Source organism: Streptomyces sp. G-G2 (assembly GCF_030063135.1).
In the GTDB taxonomy this organism is placed as follows: Bacteria; Actinomycetota; Actinomycetes; order Streptomycetales; family Streptomycetaceae; genus Streptomyces.
Map to the genome: position 1 here is coordinate 80045 of NZ_JASISO010000012.1, position 16282 is coordinate 96326.

Here is a 16282-nt window from a genome sequence, read left to right on the forward strand (position 1 = left end):
GGGGGACACGTACCAGCATGGCTGCCAACGCCATTGACCAGACCCGACGGATGCTGTCGCTGGTGACCTATCTGCGCGAGCGCCCCGGGGCGCACGTCGCCGACGTCGCCCGCGCCTTCGGGATCACCGAGGACGAGCTGATCTCGGACCTCGACGTACTGCCCATGTGCGGTACGAGCTTCCGCGGCGGGGACCTGCTCGACATCGACACCGACGGCGAGCGCATCTGGTGGCGCAACCCCGACGCGTCGGGGGAGTCCACCGCCGAACCGCTGCGGCTCGCCGCCGACGAGGCCACCGCCCTGCTGGTGGCCGCGCGGGCCGTCGCCACCCTGCCGGGGCTGCGGGCGAGCGACCGGGACGCGCTGCTGCGCGCCACCGCCAAGCTGGAGGCCGCGGCGGGCGAGGCGGCCGGGGCCAGCTCCCGGCTGTCGGTGACCTTCGAATCGGAGGGCGGGGTCTTCGCGGACGTCGACCGGGCGATCGCCGAACGGCGCCGGGTGTGGCTGCGCTACTACTCCCCGGCCCGCGACGAGCTGACCGAGCGCACCGTGGACCCGATCCGGCTGTTCGCGGTGGGACACACCTACATGGAGGGGTGGTGCCACCTCTCCGAGGCCCGGCGCACCTTCCGGCTCGACCGGGTCGCCGAGATCAGGCTGCTGGACGAGCGGGCCGAGCCGCCGGTGATCGAACCGCGCGACCTGTCGGTGGGCCTCGTACAGCCCGCCGCCGGGGACCCGGAAGTGATCATCGAGGTGGGGCCGGGCGGCCGCTGGGTCGCCGAGTACTACCCCCACGACAGCGCCGAGGAGCTGGCGGACGGAGGGCTGCGGATCACCCTGCGCACCCCCGAGCCGACGTCGCTGCGCAGGCTGGCCCTGCGGCTGGGCGGGGACGGCCGGATCGTGGCGCCCACCGCACTGTCGGACAGCGCGCGCCGGGCGGCGCGCGAGGCGCTGGCCGGGTACGGGGAAGAGTTCTGAGGACCGCGACCGAGGGGGATCGCCGCACGATGTCAGTCACCCCGGGGCCCGGTACCACCGCGCCCACCACCGCTTCCACCACCGCCTCCACCACCGCCTCCACCACTCCGGCCGCCGGGTCGGCGGGGCCGTCCGCCGGTCCGCGGGACGGCGGCGGCCCGGTCAGCTTCAAGGCGGCCTGCCCCGACTGCAAGGCCCGCTTCGAGCTGACCGCGGACGCCCTGCGCCTGGCCATCGGGGCCAGCCGCCGCACCACCTTCTACTCCTTCACCTGCCCCGCGTGCGGGGCGGCGGTGCGCAAGCACGCCGGGGAGCGGATCATCGAGCTGCTGACCGGCGGCGGCGTCAGCACCCTGCGCAGCGTCTGAGAGCCCCTGGCCCCCCCCGCTGGAGGGCCGCGGGGGCCCGGCGGGCGCCCGCGGCCCCGCCCGGCCGCGGGGGCCGGGCAGGCGCTAGGCTCGGCCCCATGCTGTGGCCGATGCTCGCAATTGCCCTGGGATTCCTCGGGGTCGCCGTCCTCGCCGTGCTCGCCGTGCGGGTGTTCGTCGAGGTGCGCAGGCTCTCCGGACAGGTCGCCGAGGCCAGTCGCAAGATCGCCGACGCGTCCGGAGAACTGGAGCGCGCGACCACCGATCTGGCCCGCGCGGGGCGTGTGGTCCACTAGACGCGCGTCATCACGGGGGCGCCGGGGGATTGCCGGGCGTTTACCCCCGGGGGTTACGATCCTTGTCAGAGCGGTTTCCGGTTTTCTGCCCGGGCTGCCGCGTCCGTAAGACCAGCCGCTTCGGTGAGAAGGAAGTCAGACACTATGGGCAATCTGAAGCCTCTTGAGATCCTCCTGATCATCGCCGTGATCTTCCTGCTGTTCGGCGCGAAGAAGCTGCCGGACATGGCGCGCTCGCTGGGCAAGTCGGCCCGCATCCTCAAGAGCGAGGCCAAGGCGATGAAGAAGGAAGGCGAGGCGGAGGACGCAGCCGCGGCCGCAGCCGCGCCCGCGCCCGCCGACCAGGCCCCGCAGACCGCTCCGCGCACCATCCAGGCCGCGCCCGGTGACGTCACCAGCGCACGTCCGGTCAACGAGCCGAACCGCACCACCCAGGCCTGACCCCCACCGGTCGCGCCAGTCAACTGCAACGAGCCAAGGGACCTGGGTTGCTCAAGTCTGCCCGAAAGCAGGGGAAGCGGGAGAAGGACGCCGAAGGGCGCATGCCTCTCATCGAGCACCTGCGTGAGCTGAGAAACCGCCTGCTGAAGGCGGTCGTGGCGATCCTCGTGATCACCATCGTGGCCGCCTTCTACTACAAGAACCTCATCGACTTCATGCTGAAGCCGATGCTGGATTCCGTGGGCTGTACCAATGGCGTGGTCTCCCAGCGCAACGGGCGTCCCTGCGCCGACATGACCGTGAACGGCCTCATCGCGCCCTTCTCGATCGCTTTGAAGGTGTCGCTCACCGCGGGCGTGGTGCTTTCCGCCCCGGTCTGGCTGTACCAGCTCTGGGCCTTCATCGCCCCGGGCCTGCACAACCACGAGAAGCGCTACGCCGTCGGGTTCGTCGTGGTCGGCGCCCCCCTGTTCGGCACCGGCGCGGTCCTCGCGTACAAGATCCTGCCGCAGACCGCGCAGATCCTGCTCGAATTCACCCCCGACAACGCGCGCAACCTGCTGCCCGTCGACGACTACCTCGACCTGGTCACGCGCATGGTGGTCGTCTTCGGCCTGGCCTTCGAGCTGCCGCTGCTGCTGATCCTGCTGAACGTCACCGGGGTGCTCACCGCCAAGCGGCTGGCGAGCTGGTGGCGGATCATGGTCCTCGGCATCACGGTCTTCGCGGCGTTCGCGACGCCCACCGGTGACCCGCTCACCATGATGTCGCTCGCCTCGCCGATCATCGGGCTCTATTTCATCGCCCTCGGCGTCTGCTACCTCAACGACCGCAGGCGCAAGCGCAAAAACCCCGACGCCGACCTCGACGACGACGAGGCCGCCGCGCTGGACCTGACCCCGGCGCCCGTCGGGGCGATCGAGCCCGTCACCCCGCCCACCGCGCTGCCCGGCCAGGACGACGGCGGACGCCAGCGGATCAACGGCTACGACGACGCCACCTGACCGGTACGCGCCCTCCGGAAGATTCCGGGGGTGAGTGCGGAGATCACCCTCTTCGTCAGTCCCACCGCCGGACGCGGCCGGGGCGCCCACGCGGCGCAGCCGGCCGCTTCCGCGCTCCGCGGGGCAGGCTTCTCCCTCCGGACGGTCGTCGGCGCCGACGCCGCCCCGGCCCGGCTGCGCGCCGCCGTCCGTGAGGGCACCCTGGAGGCCGCCGGGATCACCGCCTGCGCGGACGGCGGCCCGATGGGCCCGCTGCCCGTCACCGCCCTGTGCGTGCCCGCGGCCGTGCGGGTCCTGTCGTAAAGATCGCGCTTGTTGTCAGGGGTGGCGGGTAGGCTCGACCACAAGATGACCGAGGAACTCTCACCCGCCGACGCGTACGCCGCGTTCCGCCGCCGCGCCGCCGAAGAAGCCACGGCCCTGCACCCCTTCCGGGAGATGTACGCATTCGGCCTGGACCCCTTCCAGATCGAGGCCTGCAAGGCCCTGGAGGCCGGAAAGGGCGTGCTCGTCGCCGCCCCCACGGGCTCGGGCAAGACCATCGTCGGCGAGTTCGCCGTGCACCTGGCGCTGCTCCAGGGCCGCAAGTGCTTCTACACCACGCCGATCAAGGCCCTGTCGAACCAGAAGTACGCCGACCTCGTCAAGCGCTACGGCGCGGCCAAGGTCGGCCTTCTGACGGGTGACAACAGCGTCAACGCCGATGCTCCGGTAGTCGTGATGACCACCGAGGTACTGCGCAACATGCTGTACGCGAAGTCCCCCGCGCTGACCGGTCTCGGCTACGTCGTCATGGACGAGGTGCACTACCTCTCCGACCGGTTCCGCGGCGCCGTCTGGGAGGAAGTGATCATCCACCTCCCCGAGTCGGTCACCCTGGTCTCCCTCTCGGCCACCGTGTCCAACGCGGAGGAGTTCGGCGACTGGCTGGACACCGTCCGCGGCGACACCGATGTGATCGTCTCCGAGGAGCGGCCCGTTCCGCTGTGGCAGCACGTCATGGCCGGACGCCGGATCTACGACCTCTTCGAGGAGGAGACCGACCACGGCGGCCGCGGCAGCGGACGCCGGGAGGTCAACCCCGACCTGCTGCGCATGGCGCGGGAGGAGAACACCCGCACCTACATCCCGAAGGACCGGCGGCGCGGCAAGATGGTCCGCGAGGCCGACCGCGAGCGCGAACGGCGCTCCCGCAACCGGATCTGGACCCCGGGCCGCCCCGAGGTCATCGAGCGCCTCGACAACGAGGGCCTGCTCCCGGCCATCACCTTCATCTTCAGCCGCGCGGGCTGCGAGGCCGCCGTCCAGCAGTGCCTGTACGCCGGGCTGCGGCTCAACGACGACGCCAAGCGGGCCCGGGTCCGGGAGATCGTCGAGGAGCGCACCGCCTCGATCCCCACCGAAGACCTGCACGTCCTCGGCTACTACGAATGGCTGGAGGGCCTGGAGCGGGGCATCGCCGCGCACCACGCCGGAATGCTGCCGACCTTCAAGGAGGTCGTCGAGGAACTCTTCGTACGCGGCCTGGTCAAGGCCGTCTTCGCCACCGAGACCCTGGCGCTGGGCATCAACATGCCCGCGCGCACGGTGATCCTGGAGAAGCTGGTCAAGTGGAACGGCGAGCAGCACGCCGACATCACCCCCGGCGAGTACACGCAGCTCACCGGCCGGGCCGGGCGCCGCGGCATCGACGTCGAGGGCCACGCGGTGGTGCTGTGGCAGCGCGCGATGGACCCGGCGGCCCTCGCGGGCCTGGCCGGCACCCGGACGTATCCGCTGCGCTCCAGCTTCAAGCCCTCGTACAACATGGCCGTCAACCTGGTCCAGATGTTCGGGCGGCACCGCTCGCGCGAACTGCTGGAGACCTCCTTCGCCCAGTTCCAGGCGGACCGCTCCGTCGTCGGCATCTCCAAGCAGGTGCAGCGCAACGAAGAGGGCCTGTCGGGCTACACCGAGGGCATGACCTGCCACCTCGGGGACTTCGAGGAGTACGCGCAGCTGCGCCGCGACCTCAAGGACCGCGAGACGGACCTGGCCAAGCAGGGCGCGGCCCAGCGCCGCGCGCAGGCGGCCGGCTCGCTGGAGAAGCTCAAGCCGGGCGACATCATCCACGTGCCGACCGGCAAGTTCGCCGGGCTCGCGCTGGTCCTGGACCCGGGCATGCCCGCCGGACGCTCCAACGGGCACCGCGGCCAGGAGTACACCGAGGGCCCGCGCCCGCTGGTGCTCACCGCCGAGCGGCAGGTCAAGCGGCTCGCCGCGATCGACTTCCCGGTCCCGGTCGAGGCCATCGAGCGGATGCGCATCCCCAAGTCCTTCAACGCGCGCTCCCCGCAGTCGCGCCGGGACCTCGCCTCGCAACTGCGTACCAAGGCCGGGCACATCGCGCCCGAGCACAGCAGGCGCGGCCGGGCCGAGGCCGCCGACGACCGGGAGATCGCCCGGCTGCGCGCCGCGCTGCGCGCGCACCCGTGCCACGGCTGCGACGAGCGCGAGGACCACGCGCGCTGGGCCGAGCGCTACCACCGGCTCAAGCGGGACACCCAGCAGCTGGAGCGCCGGATCGAGGGCCGGACGAACACCATCGCCCGCACCTTCGACCGGATCCACGCGCTGCTGACCGAGCTGGACTACCTGCGCGAGGACGAGGTCACCCAGCACGGCAGGCGGCTGGCCCGGCTGTACGGCGAGCTGGACCTGCTGGCCTCGGAATGCCTGCGGGCCAGGATCTGGGAGGGGCTCAGCCCCGCCGAACTCGCGTCCTGTGTCTCGGCGTTGGTCTTCGAGGCGCGCCAGTCCGACGACGCGGTGGCGCCCAAGGTGCCCGCCGGTGCGGCGACGGTCGCGCTGGGCGAGATGGTCCGTATCTGGGGCAGGCTCGACGCGCTGGAGGAGTCGCACGGGATCAACCAGGCGGAGGGTGTGGGCCAGCGCGAGCCGGACCTCGGCTTCGCGTGGGCGGTCTACCAATGGGCCTCCGACAAGAGCCTCGACGAGGTGCTCCGCGAAGCGGGCATGCCCGCCGGTGACTTCGTGCGCTGGTGCAAGCAGGTCATCGACGTGCTCGGCCAGGTCGCGGCGGCCGCGCCGTCCACGTCGGGTGACGGGGGCAGCACGGTGGCGCGAAATGCCCGTAAGGCCGTGGACGCCCTGTTGCGGGGTGTAGTGGCCTACAGCTCCGTCGGCTAGCCGCTTTTGGGGCTTCCTCCTACAGTGGGGATGGCGCGATCTGATCTCTTGCCATGAAGCTTTAGGGGTGCTCTGTGGGACGATCTGGCCATGACTGGGCCAGCGGGCGAGGGAGCGAGACGGGTCGGGCGGCCACGCGCCGACCAGCGAAGACCGGACAGTGGGCGGCCGCCGCGCGAGGAACTCCTCTGCGCGGCGGCGGAACTCTTCACGGTCCGCGGATACGCGGCCACCACCACCCGGGCGGTGGCCGAACTGGCCGGTATGCGCCAGGCGACGATGTACCACTACTTCGGCGGCAAGGAGGAACTCCTCGCCGAACTGCTGGAGTCCACCGTGGCTCCCTCCCTGGTCCTGGCGCGGCGGCTGCTGGTCACCCCCGGCCGCAGCGCCGAGCGCAGGCTGTGGGAGCTGTGCCGCTCCGACGTCAAGCAGCTGTGCGGCGGACCGTACAACCTGGGAGCGCTCTACCTGCTGCCCGAGGTCGGCGGTGAGCGGTTCGCGCAGTTCCGCCGGATGCGGGCCGAACTGCGCGACGCCTACCGCACGTTGCTGCGCGCCACCGCCGCCGGTGCCGAACTGGCGCGTGACCAGGCCGCACTGGCCCTGCGCAACGACCTGGTCTTCGGCCTGATAGAGGGCGTGATGCTCATCCACCGCTCGGATCCCGGCAGACCCGTGGAGGCCTTCGCGGCGGCCACGGCGGACGCGGCCCTGCGGATCGCGGGCGTACCGCAGAGCCCTCAGAGGCCGCGCTCGGGTGCGGGTTCCGGTTCAGGCGCCGGCTCGGGATCCGGCTCGGGTTCCGGCTCCGGCGGGGTTCCGGCGGCCCAGGCCTCGTAGTCCGTCCAGGCACCGAGGGTGCGGATGCTCTCGAAGCGGTGGGCCAGGCCGGTCACCGGATCGGTGAACGACAGCACGCGGGCCAGGAGTTGCAGCGGCCGCCGGTAGTCGTCCGGGGCCGGATCGCCGACCTCCGGGTACACCGGGTCCCCGAGCAGGGGCACGCCGAGGCTGTTCATGTGGACGCGCAGCTGATGGGTGCGGCCGGTGTGCGGGGTCAGCCGGTAGCGCCCCAACCCGCCCCGCCGCTCCAGGAGTTCCACCCGGGTCTCGGCATTGGGTACCCCGCCCGGGATCTCGGCGGCGGCGATCACCCCGCGGGTCTTCTCGATCCGGCTGCGCAGCGTGCGGGGCAGGGCGAGCGCCGGATCGTAGGGCGCGACGGCCTCGTACTCCTTGCTCACCAGCCTTTTCTGGAACAGCAGTTGATAAGCCCCGCGGTCCTCGGGTCGGACCGTGAACAGGACCAGCCCCGCGGTGAGCCGGTCCAGCCGGTGCGCGGGGCTCAGCTCGGGCAGGTCCAGGGCGTGGCGCAGCCGGGCGAGGGCGGTCTGGGTGACGTGGCTGCCGCGCGGGGTGGTGGCGAGGAAGTGCGGCTTGTCCGCCACGAGCAGGTGCGCGTCCCGGTACACGACGCGCGGCGCGAACGGTACGGACGCCTCCGGCGGCAGCTCCCGGTGGAACCACAGGAACCCGCCCGGCTCGTAGGGGTCCGCCGCCCGCCGGGGCCGCCCGTCGGCGCCGAACACGCGGCCCGCGCGCAGCAGGCGGGCCATCGGCTCCGCTCCGGAGCTGCCCGCGTAACGGGCGTCGAGGAAGCCGCCGATGTCGGCGTACGGTCCGTCCCCGGGCAGCCGCAGCCGCACCGGGTCGATGCCGTCCAGCTGGGGCAGGGGCGAGGGGGGTGCGGGGGCTCGGCGTCTCATCGGGGCCAGGGTATGCGGCCGGGCGGTGCTCATCCGCTCCGGCTGAAGGTGCCCAGGTGCTCGGTGTCCAGGTACTCGATGCGGACCTTGCCGTCGGTGAAGGTGACCCCGGTGCGGCCGACGGCGTTCTCGCCCCTGGTCTCGAAGCTGAAGGTGCCGCCGTCGTAGTGGGTGAGCGCGTACCGCTCCGGCTTCGGGCCGAGGCCGAGGACGAGGCCCTGACCGGCGGGCTTGCCGGGGTCGGCGGTCACGGTGAGCTTGCCGAAGTACGGGCTGTCGTAGGTGCCGGTGTACGTCGAGTCCGCGCGGGCGGGCTTCGCCCCGGCGGGCGGGTGGGCGTAGTCGGTGCCGGACCGGCCGGGCTGGTCCAGCTGCGCCGCGTAGAGCGCTTCGGCCACGTCCAGCCAGTCGGTGGTGGGCTTGCCGTGCTCGGCGGTGTCGAAGAAGTCGAGGGAGACGGCGTCGGCCTGGCCGATCGGTGCGCCGTTGGTCAGGACGACGATGGCCAGCTGTTCGAGCGGCAGCATCGTCACGGTGGTGTTGGCGCCGAGTTCGAAGGCCCCGGAGTGGCTCAGGCGCAGCCTGCCCGCGTCGTCGTAGGAGACGTTCCAGCCCAGCCCGTAGAAGCCGGTGGGCCCGTAGCGGGTGGTGGGGGCCTGGGACACGATCTCGGCCAGGTGGGTCCGGGCCAGGGTGGCCTCGGGGATGATCCGGTGGCCGTCCAGGGTGCCGCCGGAGAGCTGGAGCCGCATCCACCGGCTCATGTCACGGGCGGTGGAACTGGCCCCGCCCGCCGGGGCCTGCGCGTCGGGATCGCGGACGAAGCGGGCGCTCCAGGTGCCGTCGGCGTTCTTGACGTGGGTGGCGGCGTGGTCCGGGGCGTTCACGAAGGCCTTGAAGGTGGTGGAGGTGCGGGTCATCCCGGCGGGCTTGAAGAGGGTGTCCTGGCTCAGCTTCTCCCAGCTGACGCCCTTGGCCCGGGCGACGGCCTCACCGGCGGCGGTCGGCCCGTAGTTGGTGTAGGCGTAGCTCGCGCGGAAGGGGGACAGGGGTTCCTCGCGGAGGTGGCCGAGGATGTACGACTGGTCGTAGCCGAGGTCTTCGAGGAGGTCGCCGGAGTGGTCGGGCAGGCCGCTGCGGTGCGAGAAGAGGTCGGCGGTACTGACGTGGGCGGTCACCCACGGGTCCTTGAGGGCGAAGCCGGGCAGGTCCACGTGACGGTCCCAGTCGGCGGGGTCGGCGAGGGTACCGGCGATCACGGTGGAGGAGAGCGGCTTGGAGAGCGAGGCGACCTGGAAGACGGTGTCCGGGTCCACCCTGGCGGGCTCGCCGACCTTCCGGACGCCGAAGCCCTTGAGGTAGATCACCTTGTCGTTGTGGACCACGGCCACGGAGAGGCCGGGGACGCCGGTGCGGCGCATCACGTCGGCGATGTTCGAGTCGAGGCGGGCGACGGCCTTGTCGACCTGGGCGTCGGTGAGCCGGGGCTTCGGTGGCGGGGGGCCGGTCGTGGCCGTGGCCGTCGGGGCGGCGGTGGCGACCGACGCCAGGAGCAGGGCGGCCCCTGCGGCGCCGAGGGCTCGGGCGCGGGTGCGTGAGCTGCGCATGCGGTCATTGTCCCGCGGGGAGGGGTTCGCCGCGCGCGGGGCGGCGGGGGCCGGTGCGGGTCGCGGGCGCCGGTCGCGAGCCCTCCGGGGGCGCCTCAAACGCCGGCGGGGCTGGAGGGGGCGGCCTTGCGCACCGGCTGGGCTGGGCGCCTCGACGCCGACGGGGCTGAACGTTTCAGCTCCGCCGGCGGTTGAGGCGCGGGGGGTTGGGGGCGGGGCCCCCGGGTCTCAGCCCTGCTCCGCTTCGACCTGGGCGTTCCAGTCGCGCTTTATGGCGCGCCAGCCCTCGTCCGTCTCGCCCAGGCGCCAGTAGCCCGAGATCGACAGCCGCTTGGCCGGGATGCCGCGCTCGTTGCGCAGGTGGCGGCGGAGTTCCTTCACGAAGCCCGCCTCGCCGTGGACGAAGGCGTGGACCTCGCCCTCCGGGAACTGCAGCGAGGTCACGGCCTGCACCAGCGCCTCGCCGACCGGGCGGTCGCCGCGGTGGATCCAGATCGGCACGATCCCGTCCGGAGTGGCGATCTTCTGCTCCTCGTCGGGGCCGGCGACCTCCACCAGGGCGATCACCTCGGCCCCCACCGGCATCTGCTCCATCGTGGTGCCGATCGCCGGAAGCGCGCTCTCGTCACCCACGAGCAGGTGCCAGTCGGCCGCCGGGTCGGGACCATAGGCGCCGCCCGGGCCCAGGAAGCGGACCGTTTCGCCGGGCTGGGCGCGCATCGCCCAGGGGCCCGCGACGCCCTCGTCGCCGTGGACGACGAAGTCGATGGTCAGCTCTTCGTGCGCCGGGTCCCAGGCCCGCACCGTGTAGGCGCGCTGTCGCGGCCACAGTTCGCGGGGCTGGGAGGCTCTGATCTCTTCCAGGTCCCAGGGTTCGGAGTAGACGGCGCCCTCGGGGGCGAAGAGCACTTTCACGTAGTGGTCGGTGAATTCGCCGACCGTGAACCGGGCGGCGAGCCCCTCCCCGCCCAGCACGACGCGCACCATGTGGGCGCTCAGTCGCTCGGTCCGAACCACCTCAGCGGTAGCGATCCTTCGGCCACGTCCTTCTGCCACGGCGTCTCCCCGGTGTCCCGTGCTGCTTCCCCTGAAACTTAGGATTACCTAAGTTACCACCTCAGGGTCGAAGCGCGCTGGTGAGGCGAGATACCGCTCCGCCCAGTCCCCACCGGTGACCCAGCGCGTCCACCACGTCCTGGTGCGCGGGCACCGCCGGCAGTGCCGGGTCGAACGCGGGAAGTGGCACGTCAAGGGCCACCTGGACCACCTTCGGGGCTACCGCCAGGTAGGGCCGGGCCTCGTCCAGCCGCTTGCGCTGCGTAGGCGTCAGTCTCGACTTCGGGTCGTCCACCGCGGCCAGGATCCCGGCCAGGTTCCCGTACGCGTCGAGCAACTTCGCCGCCGTCTTCTCGCCGACCCCCGGCACGCCCGGCAGGCCGTCGCTCGGGTCGCCGCGCAGCAGCGCCAGTTCCGCGTACCCCGGCCCGTCCACCCCGTACTTCTCGCGCAGCCACGCCTCGTCGGTGACCTGGAGGGAGCCGACGCCCTTGAGCGGGTAGAGCACGCGGCGCGCCTTGGCGTCGTCCACCAGCTGGTAGAGGTCCCGGTCGCCGGTGACGATGTCCACGGGGCCGGTGGCCCGCGCGGTGAGCGTGCCGATCACGTCGTCCGCCTCGTACCCCGCCACGCCCACCCGGGCGATCCCGAACGCGTCGAGCGCGGCCTCGATGATCGGGACCTGCGGGGCCAGGGTGTCCGGGGTCTCCTCCTCGTCGGGCCCGGTCTCCGTCTCCACCGCGACGCGGTGTGCCTTGTATGAGGGGATCAGCTCCACCCGCCAGTGCGGGCGCCAGTCGGCGTCCATGCAGGCCACCAGATCGTCCGGCCGGTGGTCCTGGACCAGCCGTCCGATGAAGTCGAGCAGCCCGCGCACGGCGTTGACCGGAGTCCCGTCGGGGGCCCGGACCGAGTCCGGCACCCCGAAGTAGGCGCGGTAGTAAAGGGAAGCGGTGTCGAGGAGCATCAGGCGTCGGGTCACCTTGACGATGATGCCGTACCCCACTGACACCGCCCGGCATCGCGGTCACCTCCAGCCACACCGGGGTAGCGGACGGCGATCACCGGTCACTCGAATTCCACTCGGAATGCGGCGGCGGCTCGGTACGGTCGGGCCGTGCGAGCGGTGCGGGGGGCCGATGCTGCGTAAGGTACATACAGCACACCTATGTGCGACGGACAAGGGGAGGGCAGCCCCGCCATGGACGACAAGGAAAAGGAAAGAGACACCAAGGAACCGCTCCGGGTGGGCGTGGCCGTGCGCAAGCGGCGCCGCGCGCTGCGGCTCACCCTCGCCGCGGTCTCGGGGCGCAGCGGTCTTTCGGTGCCTTTTCTGAGCCAGATAGAGAACGAACGGGCCCGCCCCAGCATGCGCTCCCTGGAACGGGTCGCGGACGCGCTGGAGACCACCGCCGTCGAGCTGCTGGCCGCGTCCGACACCGCGCGCACCGTGGACCTCGTGCGCGCCGCCGACGCCGACGGTCTCGAACCGGCCGCGGGCGTACGGCCCCTGGTGCGCGGACACCACCAGCTGCACGCCATGGAGTTCACCGGGGACCAGGACGCGGGCCGCGAGTACCAGCACCGCAACGACGAGATGATGTACGTCGTCTCGGGGTCCTGCCAGGTCGAGGCCGAGGGGCGGGCGTACCGGCTGGAGAGCGGCGACGCGCTGTTCCTCTCGGGCGGGGTGCACCACCGTTGGCGGGCCATGACCGAGGACACCAGACTTCTCGTCGTCGCGGTCGGCGACCACATCCACGCCACCTCCGAGCCGCCCTCGCCGGAGCACTGACCGGGGTGCGGGCCGTCTCGTTGGTGCCCTCGCTGACCGAGGCGGTGGCGGTGTCCTCGCCCGGGCTGATCGTCGGGGCCACCGACTGGTGCACGCACCCGGCGGACCTGCGCGGCGCGACCCGGATCGGCGGTACGAAGAACCCGGACGTGGCGGCCGTCGTGGCACTGCGCCCGGACCTCGTCATCGCCAACGAGGAGGAGAACCGGGCCCCGGACGTCCAAGCCCTGCGCGCGGCCGGACTGGAGGTGCTCGTCACCGTGATCCGGGACCTTCCGCAGGCGCTGAGCGAGCTGGAACTGCTTCTCGTGGACGCCCTCGGGCTGGCCCGCCCCGGCTGGCTGGCGGACGCCGGGGCCGCGTGGGCGCGGGTGGAACCGGTGGACCGGCGGCGAGCGTTCGTACCGGTGTGGCGGCGGCCCTGGATGGTGCTGGGCCGGGACACCTTCGCGGGGGACCTGCTGGCGCGCCTGGGCGTGGAGAACGCGTACGCCGACCATGCCGAGCGGTACCCGCGGGTGCCCGCCGAGGAGCTGCGGGCGGCGGGCTGCGATCTGGTGGTGCTGCCGGACGAGCCGTACCGGTTCACCGTCGAGGACGGCCCCGAGGCCTTTCCGGGGCTGCCCGCGGCGCTCGTCAGCGGCCGCCACCTGACGTGGTACGGGCCCTCCCTGGCCGAAGCGCCCCGGCTGCTGGCCGAAGCGCTGCGCGGGGCGTGAAGCTCCCTCTGCAGTGACGGCCCTCAGCGGGGCGCGGCGAGCAGGCGGCCCGCGGCGAGTCCGCGCAGGGTGTGGAACGCGGCGGTCAGCCACGCCGCGACCAGCAGCACGAACAGCGCGGCGGCCAGCCAGGCGAAGGCGTCCAGACCGGTGTGCCGGGCCAGGCCCGCGGCTCCGGTGACGCAGGTGCCCACGGGGAAGGTCAGGGCCCACCAGGTCATCGCGAAGCCCATGCCGCGGCGGGCCGCCCGGACCAGCATGGCCACGGCGAGCGCGAGCCAGAGCAGCGCGAACCCCATGACCGGTACCCCGTAGACCACGGCGAAGGCGCTGAGCCCGTCGGCGTACGGCGCTCCGATGGAGCGGGGTGCCATGTCGGCGAGCTGGTTCACGGCGGTGGTGGACTGCCCGAGGGGGCCGAGGACCAGGAACAGGGTCGGGGTGAGCGCGAGGGGCAGCGGGCCGCCCAGGACCAGTCGGCCGAAGATCAGCGGGAGCATCAGCAGGGTGGCCAGCAGGCTCACCCCGAACATGGCGTAGCAGGCCAGCAGCATCGCCTCGCGGGGCTGCCCCTCGGGCAGGTGGGGGATCAGCAGCGGGCCGAGCGCGGCGGACACCATCGGGGCGACCAGGGGGAGCAGCCAGACGGGGCTGGCCTGGGCGTGCTCCACCTTGTGCCGGACCACCATCAGGTAGGGCACGACCACCGCCATGGCCAGGCCGATCGCGGTACCGGCGGCGAACAGCACGGTGTCCGCGGCGATCGCCGCCCGGAGGCCGATGAGGTCCTTGCCGACGATCAGGGTGCCGCCGCCGACCGCGAGCAGGGCCATCGACAGACAGCCGTAGAAGGGGGCCACGGCGGGGTCGAGGAGATGGGCGCGGGCCTGGTCGCGGTGGTGCAGCCAGTGGCCCGCCCGGGCGGTGAGCAGGACCAGCAGGGCCGCGGCGGACAGGGCCCAGAAGGCCTGGCAGGCCACGCGCTGGCCGGGGAGCTGGTAGGGGAGGGTGGCCCCGGCGTTGGCGATGATCGCGGTGCCCATGACGGAGGCGTACCAGTTCGGACCGAGGTGGCGCAGGGCCGGGAAGGAGCGCCGGGGGGTGGTGGCGGGCCGGTGGGCCCGGTCGGCCTGGTGGACCTCGTGGGTCTGGCGGGGGTGCGCGATGGTGGCCATGGGGAAAGCGTGCGCCCGGGGAGGGCCGGACGGCAGAGGTCATCTGCCTATGGGGTCATAAACTGATGTGATGAGTGACGCCGCTGTGGAACGTACCGCTCCGGGGTCGGCCCCCGTGTCGGCCCCGCTGTCGCACCGGGTGCCGGAGCTGGGGGCCATGGAGCTGCTGATCGCGGTGGCGCGGCTCGGCAGCCTGGGCGCCGCCGCGCGGGAACTCGGCATCAGCCAGCCCGCCGCGAGCGCCCGGATCCGGGCGATGGAGACCCGGCTGGGGGTGGCGCTGGTGGACCGTACGCCGCGCGGCTCCACGCTGACCGCGCAGGGCGCGCTGGTCACGGACTGGGCGCGGCGGGTGGTGGAGGCCGCCGAGGCGTTCGACGCGGGGGCGCAGGCGTTGCGGGGGGCGCGGGACTCGCGGCTGCGGGTGGCGGCCAGCATGACCATCGCGGAGTACCTGCTGCCGGGGTGGCTGATCGCGCTGCGCGCGGCCCGGCCGGGCACGGCGGTGTCCCTCCAGGCGGACAACTCGGCGCTGGTCGCGGAGCGGGTGCTCGCGCGGGAGGCGGACCTCGGGTTCGTGGAGGGGCTGACGGTGCCGGAGGGGCTGGACGCGGTGGTCATCGCGCGGGACCGGCTGGTGGTGGCGGTGGCCCCGGGCCACGTGTGGGCGCGGCGCCGGTCGGGGGAGGTCTCGGCCGCCGAACTGGCCGCGACCCCGCTGATCCTGCGGGAACGGGGGTCGGGGACCCGGCAGGTACTGGACGCCGCGCTGGCCGGGAGCGGGGGGCTGGCGGAGCCGCTGCTCGAACTCGCGTCCACGACGGCGGTCAAGGCGGCGGCGGTGAGCGGGGCGGGGCCGTGCGTGCTGTCCGAGCTGGCGCTGCGGGAGGAGTTGGCGGGGCGGCGGCTGGTGGCGGTCGCGGTGGCGGGGGCGGGGCTGGGGCGGTCGCTGCGGGCCGTGTGGCCCGGAGGGACGCGGCCCGCCGGGCCGGCCCGCGACCTCCTCGCCCTGACGCGGGGCCGTCCGGCCTGATCGGTTGTACGCGCGGCGGTGCGAGTGCGCGTGCGGCCGGTGTGCCCTCCGGGGGCGCCTCAAACGCCGGCGGGGCTGGATTCGGCCCGCTCCGCCCGGGGGTCAGGAGACCGTGGCCGGGATGCGGGCGGTGGCCGTGATGAGGGCGTCCATCACGCGGGTGTCCTTGTCCCGTTCGGGGTGCCATTGGACGCCCAGGGCCCAGTTCGCACCGTCCGCCGGGAGTTCGACGGCCTCCACCGTCCCGTCCAGCGCGTGCGCCGAGGCGATCAGGCCGTGCCCGAGCCGGTCCACGCACTGGTGGTGGTACGTCGGCACCTGCGCCTCCTCCGGCACGAGGGCCGCGTACAGGGTGCCCGCGACCGGCCGCACCGGGTGCCAGGCCACCGGCCCCGGCACCCCCGCGTGCCCGTCGATGTGCTGGACGAGGGTGCCGCCCAGCGCCACGTTGAGGGCCTGCATGCCCCGGCAGATCCCCAGCACCGGGGTGCCGTTCGCGAGCGCGGCCCCGATCAGGGCCAGCTCCCAGGCGTCGCGCACGGTCGCGGGGGCGCCCGTACGGGAGTCGCGGGGGGCGCCGTAGTGGACCGGGTCCAGATCCGGGCCGCCCGCCACGACCAGGCCGTCCAGTCGGCCCAGTACCGAGGCGGCCTGCTCCGGCTCGTCCGGCGGCAGCAGCACCGCCGCCCCGCCCGAGGCCTGGACCAGCTCGTAGTACCCCGAGGGGACGAGGGCGGTCGGGAGGTCCCACGCGCCGTAGCGCGTGGACGCCTCCACGTAGGTGGTGATGCCGATGAGCGGCCTGGGCACGGTGCATACCTCCAGCGGGGACGAACGGGAAAGC

The 16282-nt window shown here is 73.1% G+C and carries 16 protein-coding genes and 1 pseudogene; 11 read left to right on the plus strand and 6 right to left on the minus strand.

Annotated elements, in window-relative coordinates:
- Window positions 1-17 precede the first annotated feature (17 nt).
- The 8 genes and pseudogenes from QMF80_RS12450 (at window position 18) to QMF80_RS12485 (ending at window position 7127) form a co-directional block, all read left to right on the plus strand.
- Entirely contained in the window at window positions 18-986 is a 969-nt protein-coding gene (locus QMF80_RS12450; RefSeq protein WP_283452524.1) for a helix-turn-helix transcriptional regulator, read from the plus strand.
- Between the two features lie 29 nt (window positions 987-1015).
- Window positions 1016-1354, plus strand: a complete 339-nt coding sequence (locus tag QMF80_RS12455) for a CpXC domain-containing protein (RefSeq protein WP_283452525.1) — start codon at window positions 1016-1018, stop codon at window positions 1352-1354.
- A 98-nt stretch (window positions 1355-1452) separates the two neighbouring features.
- Window positions 1453-1650, plus strand: coding sequence for a hypothetical protein (locus QMF80_RS12460; protein ID WP_283452526.1), 198 nt, complete (start codon window positions 1453-1455; stop codon window positions 1648-1650).
- A gap of 144 nt (window positions 1651-1794) precedes the next feature.
- On the plus strand, window positions 1795-2091 hold the full coding sequence (gene tatA, locus QMF80_RS12465; RefSeq protein WP_283452527.1) for a Sec-independent protein translocase subunit TatA: 297 nt from the start codon (window positions 1795-1797) through the stop codon (window positions 2089-2091).
- A gap of 47 nt (window positions 2092-2138) precedes the next feature.
- A complete protein-coding gene (gene tatC, locus QMF80_RS12470; RefSeq protein ID WP_283452528.1) occupies window positions 2139-3095 on the plus strand; it encodes a twin-arginine translocase subunit TatC in 957 nt (318 codons plus the stop codon).
- A 30-nt stretch (window positions 3096-3125) separates the two neighbouring features.
- Window positions 3126-3296 (plus strand): annotated as a pseudogene (locus QMF80_RS12475) (sphingosine kinase); the annotation flags it as partial.
- A gap of 147 nt (window positions 3297-3443) precedes the next feature.
- Window positions 3444-6284, plus strand: a complete 2841-nt coding sequence (locus QMF80_RS12480) for a DEAD/DEAH box helicase (protein ID WP_283452529.1) — start codon at window positions 3444-3446, stop codon at window positions 6282-6284.
- A gap of 90 nt (window positions 6285-6374) precedes the next feature.
- Entirely contained in the window at window positions 6375-7127 is a 753-nt protein-coding gene (locus QMF80_RS12485; RefSeq protein ID WP_283452530.1) for a TetR/AcrR family transcriptional regulator, read from the plus strand.
- Here the strand turns inward: QMF80_RS12485 and QMF80_RS12490 are convergent.
- From QMF80_RS12490 to QMF80_RS12505, 4 genes are all read right to left on the minus strand, one after another.
- On the minus strand, window positions 7028-8053 hold the full coding sequence (locus tag QMF80_RS12490) for an RluA family pseudouridine synthase (RefSeq protein ID WP_283452531.1): 1026 nt from the start codon (window positions 8051-8053) through the stop codon (window positions 7028-7030). The genes QMF80_RS12485 and QMF80_RS12490 overlap by 100 nt on opposite strands.
- 29 nt (window positions 8054-8082) lie before the next feature.
- Window positions 8083-9660 (minus strand): serine hydrolase, encoded by a 1578-nt coding sequence (locus tag QMF80_RS12495; RefSeq protein ID WP_283452532.1) that lies wholly within the window; start codon window positions 9658-9660, stop codon window positions 8083-8085.
- Between the two features lie 228 nt (window positions 9661-9888).
- The gene (locus QMF80_RS12500; protein WP_283452533.1) at window positions 9889-10677 is read right to left on the minus strand and encodes a siderophore-interacting protein; all 789 of its coding nucleotides are present in this window, start codon (window positions 10675-10677) and stop codon (window positions 9889-9891) included.
- Between the two features lie 100 nt (window positions 10678-10777).
- Window positions 10778-11683 carry a 5'-3' exonuclease gene (locus QMF80_RS12505; RefSeq protein ID WP_283452656.1) on the minus strand — a complete coding sequence of 302 codons (906 nt, stop codon included), beginning with the start codon at window positions 11681-11683 and terminating at the stop codon, window positions 10778-10780.
- A 234-nt stretch (window positions 11684-11917) separates the two neighbouring features.
- Between QMF80_RS12505 and QMF80_RS12510 the strand changes: the two genes are divergently transcribed.
- Window positions 11918-12511, plus strand: coding sequence for a helix-turn-helix domain-containing protein (locus QMF80_RS12510; protein WP_283452534.1), 594 nt, complete (start codon window positions 11918-11920; stop codon window positions 12509-12511).
- A 5-nt stretch (window positions 12512-12516) separates the two neighbouring features.
- Entirely contained in the window at window positions 12517-13230 is a 714-nt protein-coding gene (locus tag QMF80_RS12515; RefSeq protein WP_283452535.1) for a helical backbone metal receptor, read from the plus strand.
- A gap of 23 nt (window positions 13231-13253) precedes the next feature.
- Here QMF80_RS12515 and QMF80_RS12520 read toward each other — a convergent pair whose 3' ends face one another.
- Entirely contained in the window at window positions 13254-14405 is a 1152-nt protein-coding gene (locus QMF80_RS12520) for a TDT family transporter (RefSeq protein WP_283452536.1), read from the minus strand.
- Window positions 14406-14475: 70 nt separating this feature from the next.
- Between QMF80_RS12520 and QMF80_RS12525 the strand changes: the two genes are divergently transcribed.
- Entirely contained in the window at window positions 14476-15438 is a 963-nt protein-coding gene (locus tag QMF80_RS12525; RefSeq protein ID WP_283452538.1) for a LysR family transcriptional regulator, read from the plus strand.
- Between the two features lie 102 nt (window positions 15439-15540).
- Here QMF80_RS12525 and QMF80_RS12530 read toward each other — a convergent pair whose 3' ends face one another.
- Complete coding sequence (locus QMF80_RS12530; protein WP_283452540.1) at window positions 15541-16248, minus strand: gamma-glutamyl-gamma-aminobutyrate hydrolase family protein; 708 nt, start codon at window positions 16246-16248, stop codon at window positions 15541-15543.
- Window positions 16249-16282 lie beyond the last annotated feature (34 nt).

Coding starts and splice junctions, on each gene's coding strand:
- QMF80_RS12460 (WP_283452526.1), top strand. CDS start 1,453: ATGCTGTGGCCGATGCTCGCAATTGCCCTGGGATTCCTCGGGGTCGCC.
- QMF80_RS12485 (WP_283452530.1), top strand. CDS start 6,375: ATGACTGGGCCAGCGGGCGAGGGAGCGAGACGGGTCGGGCGGCCACGC.
- QMF80_RS12495 (WP_283452532.1), bottom strand. CDS start 9,660: ATGCGCAGCTCACGCACCCGCGCCCGAGCCCTCGGCGCCGCAGGGGCC.
- QMF80_RS12505 (WP_283452656.1), bottom strand. CDS start 11,683: ATGCTCCTCGACACCGCTTCCCTTTACTACCGCGCCTACTTCGGGGTG.
- QMF80_RS12510 (WP_283452534.1), top strand. CDS start 11,918: ATGGACGACAAGGAAAAGGAAAGAGACACCAAGGAACCGCTCCGGGTG.
- tatA (WP_283452527.1), top strand. CDS start 1,795: ATGGGCAATCTGAAGCCTCTTGAGATCCTCCTGATCATCGCCGTGATC.
- QMF80_RS12520 (WP_283452536.1), bottom strand. CDS start 14,405: ATGGCCACCATCGCGCACCCCCGCCAGACCCACGAGGTCCACCAGGCC.
- QMF80_RS12480 (WP_283452529.1), top strand. CDS start 3,444: ATGACCGAGGAACTCTCACCCGCCGACGCGTACGCCGCGTTCCGCCGC.
- QMF80_RS12455 (WP_283452525.1), top strand. CDS start 1,016: ATGTCAGTCACCCCGGGGCCCGGTACCACCGCGCCCACCACCGCTTCC.
- QMF80_RS12525 (WP_283452538.1), top strand. CDS start 14,476: ATGAGTGACGCCGCTGTGGAACGTACCGCTCCGGGGTCGGCCCCCGTG.
- QMF80_RS12490 (WP_283452531.1), bottom strand. CDS start 8,053: ATGAGACGCCGAGCCCCCGCACCCCCCTCGCCCCTGCCCCAGCTGGAC.
- QMF80_RS12450 (WP_283452524.1), top strand. CDS start 18: ATGGCTGCCAACGCCATTGACCAGACCCGACGGATGCTGTCGCTGGTG.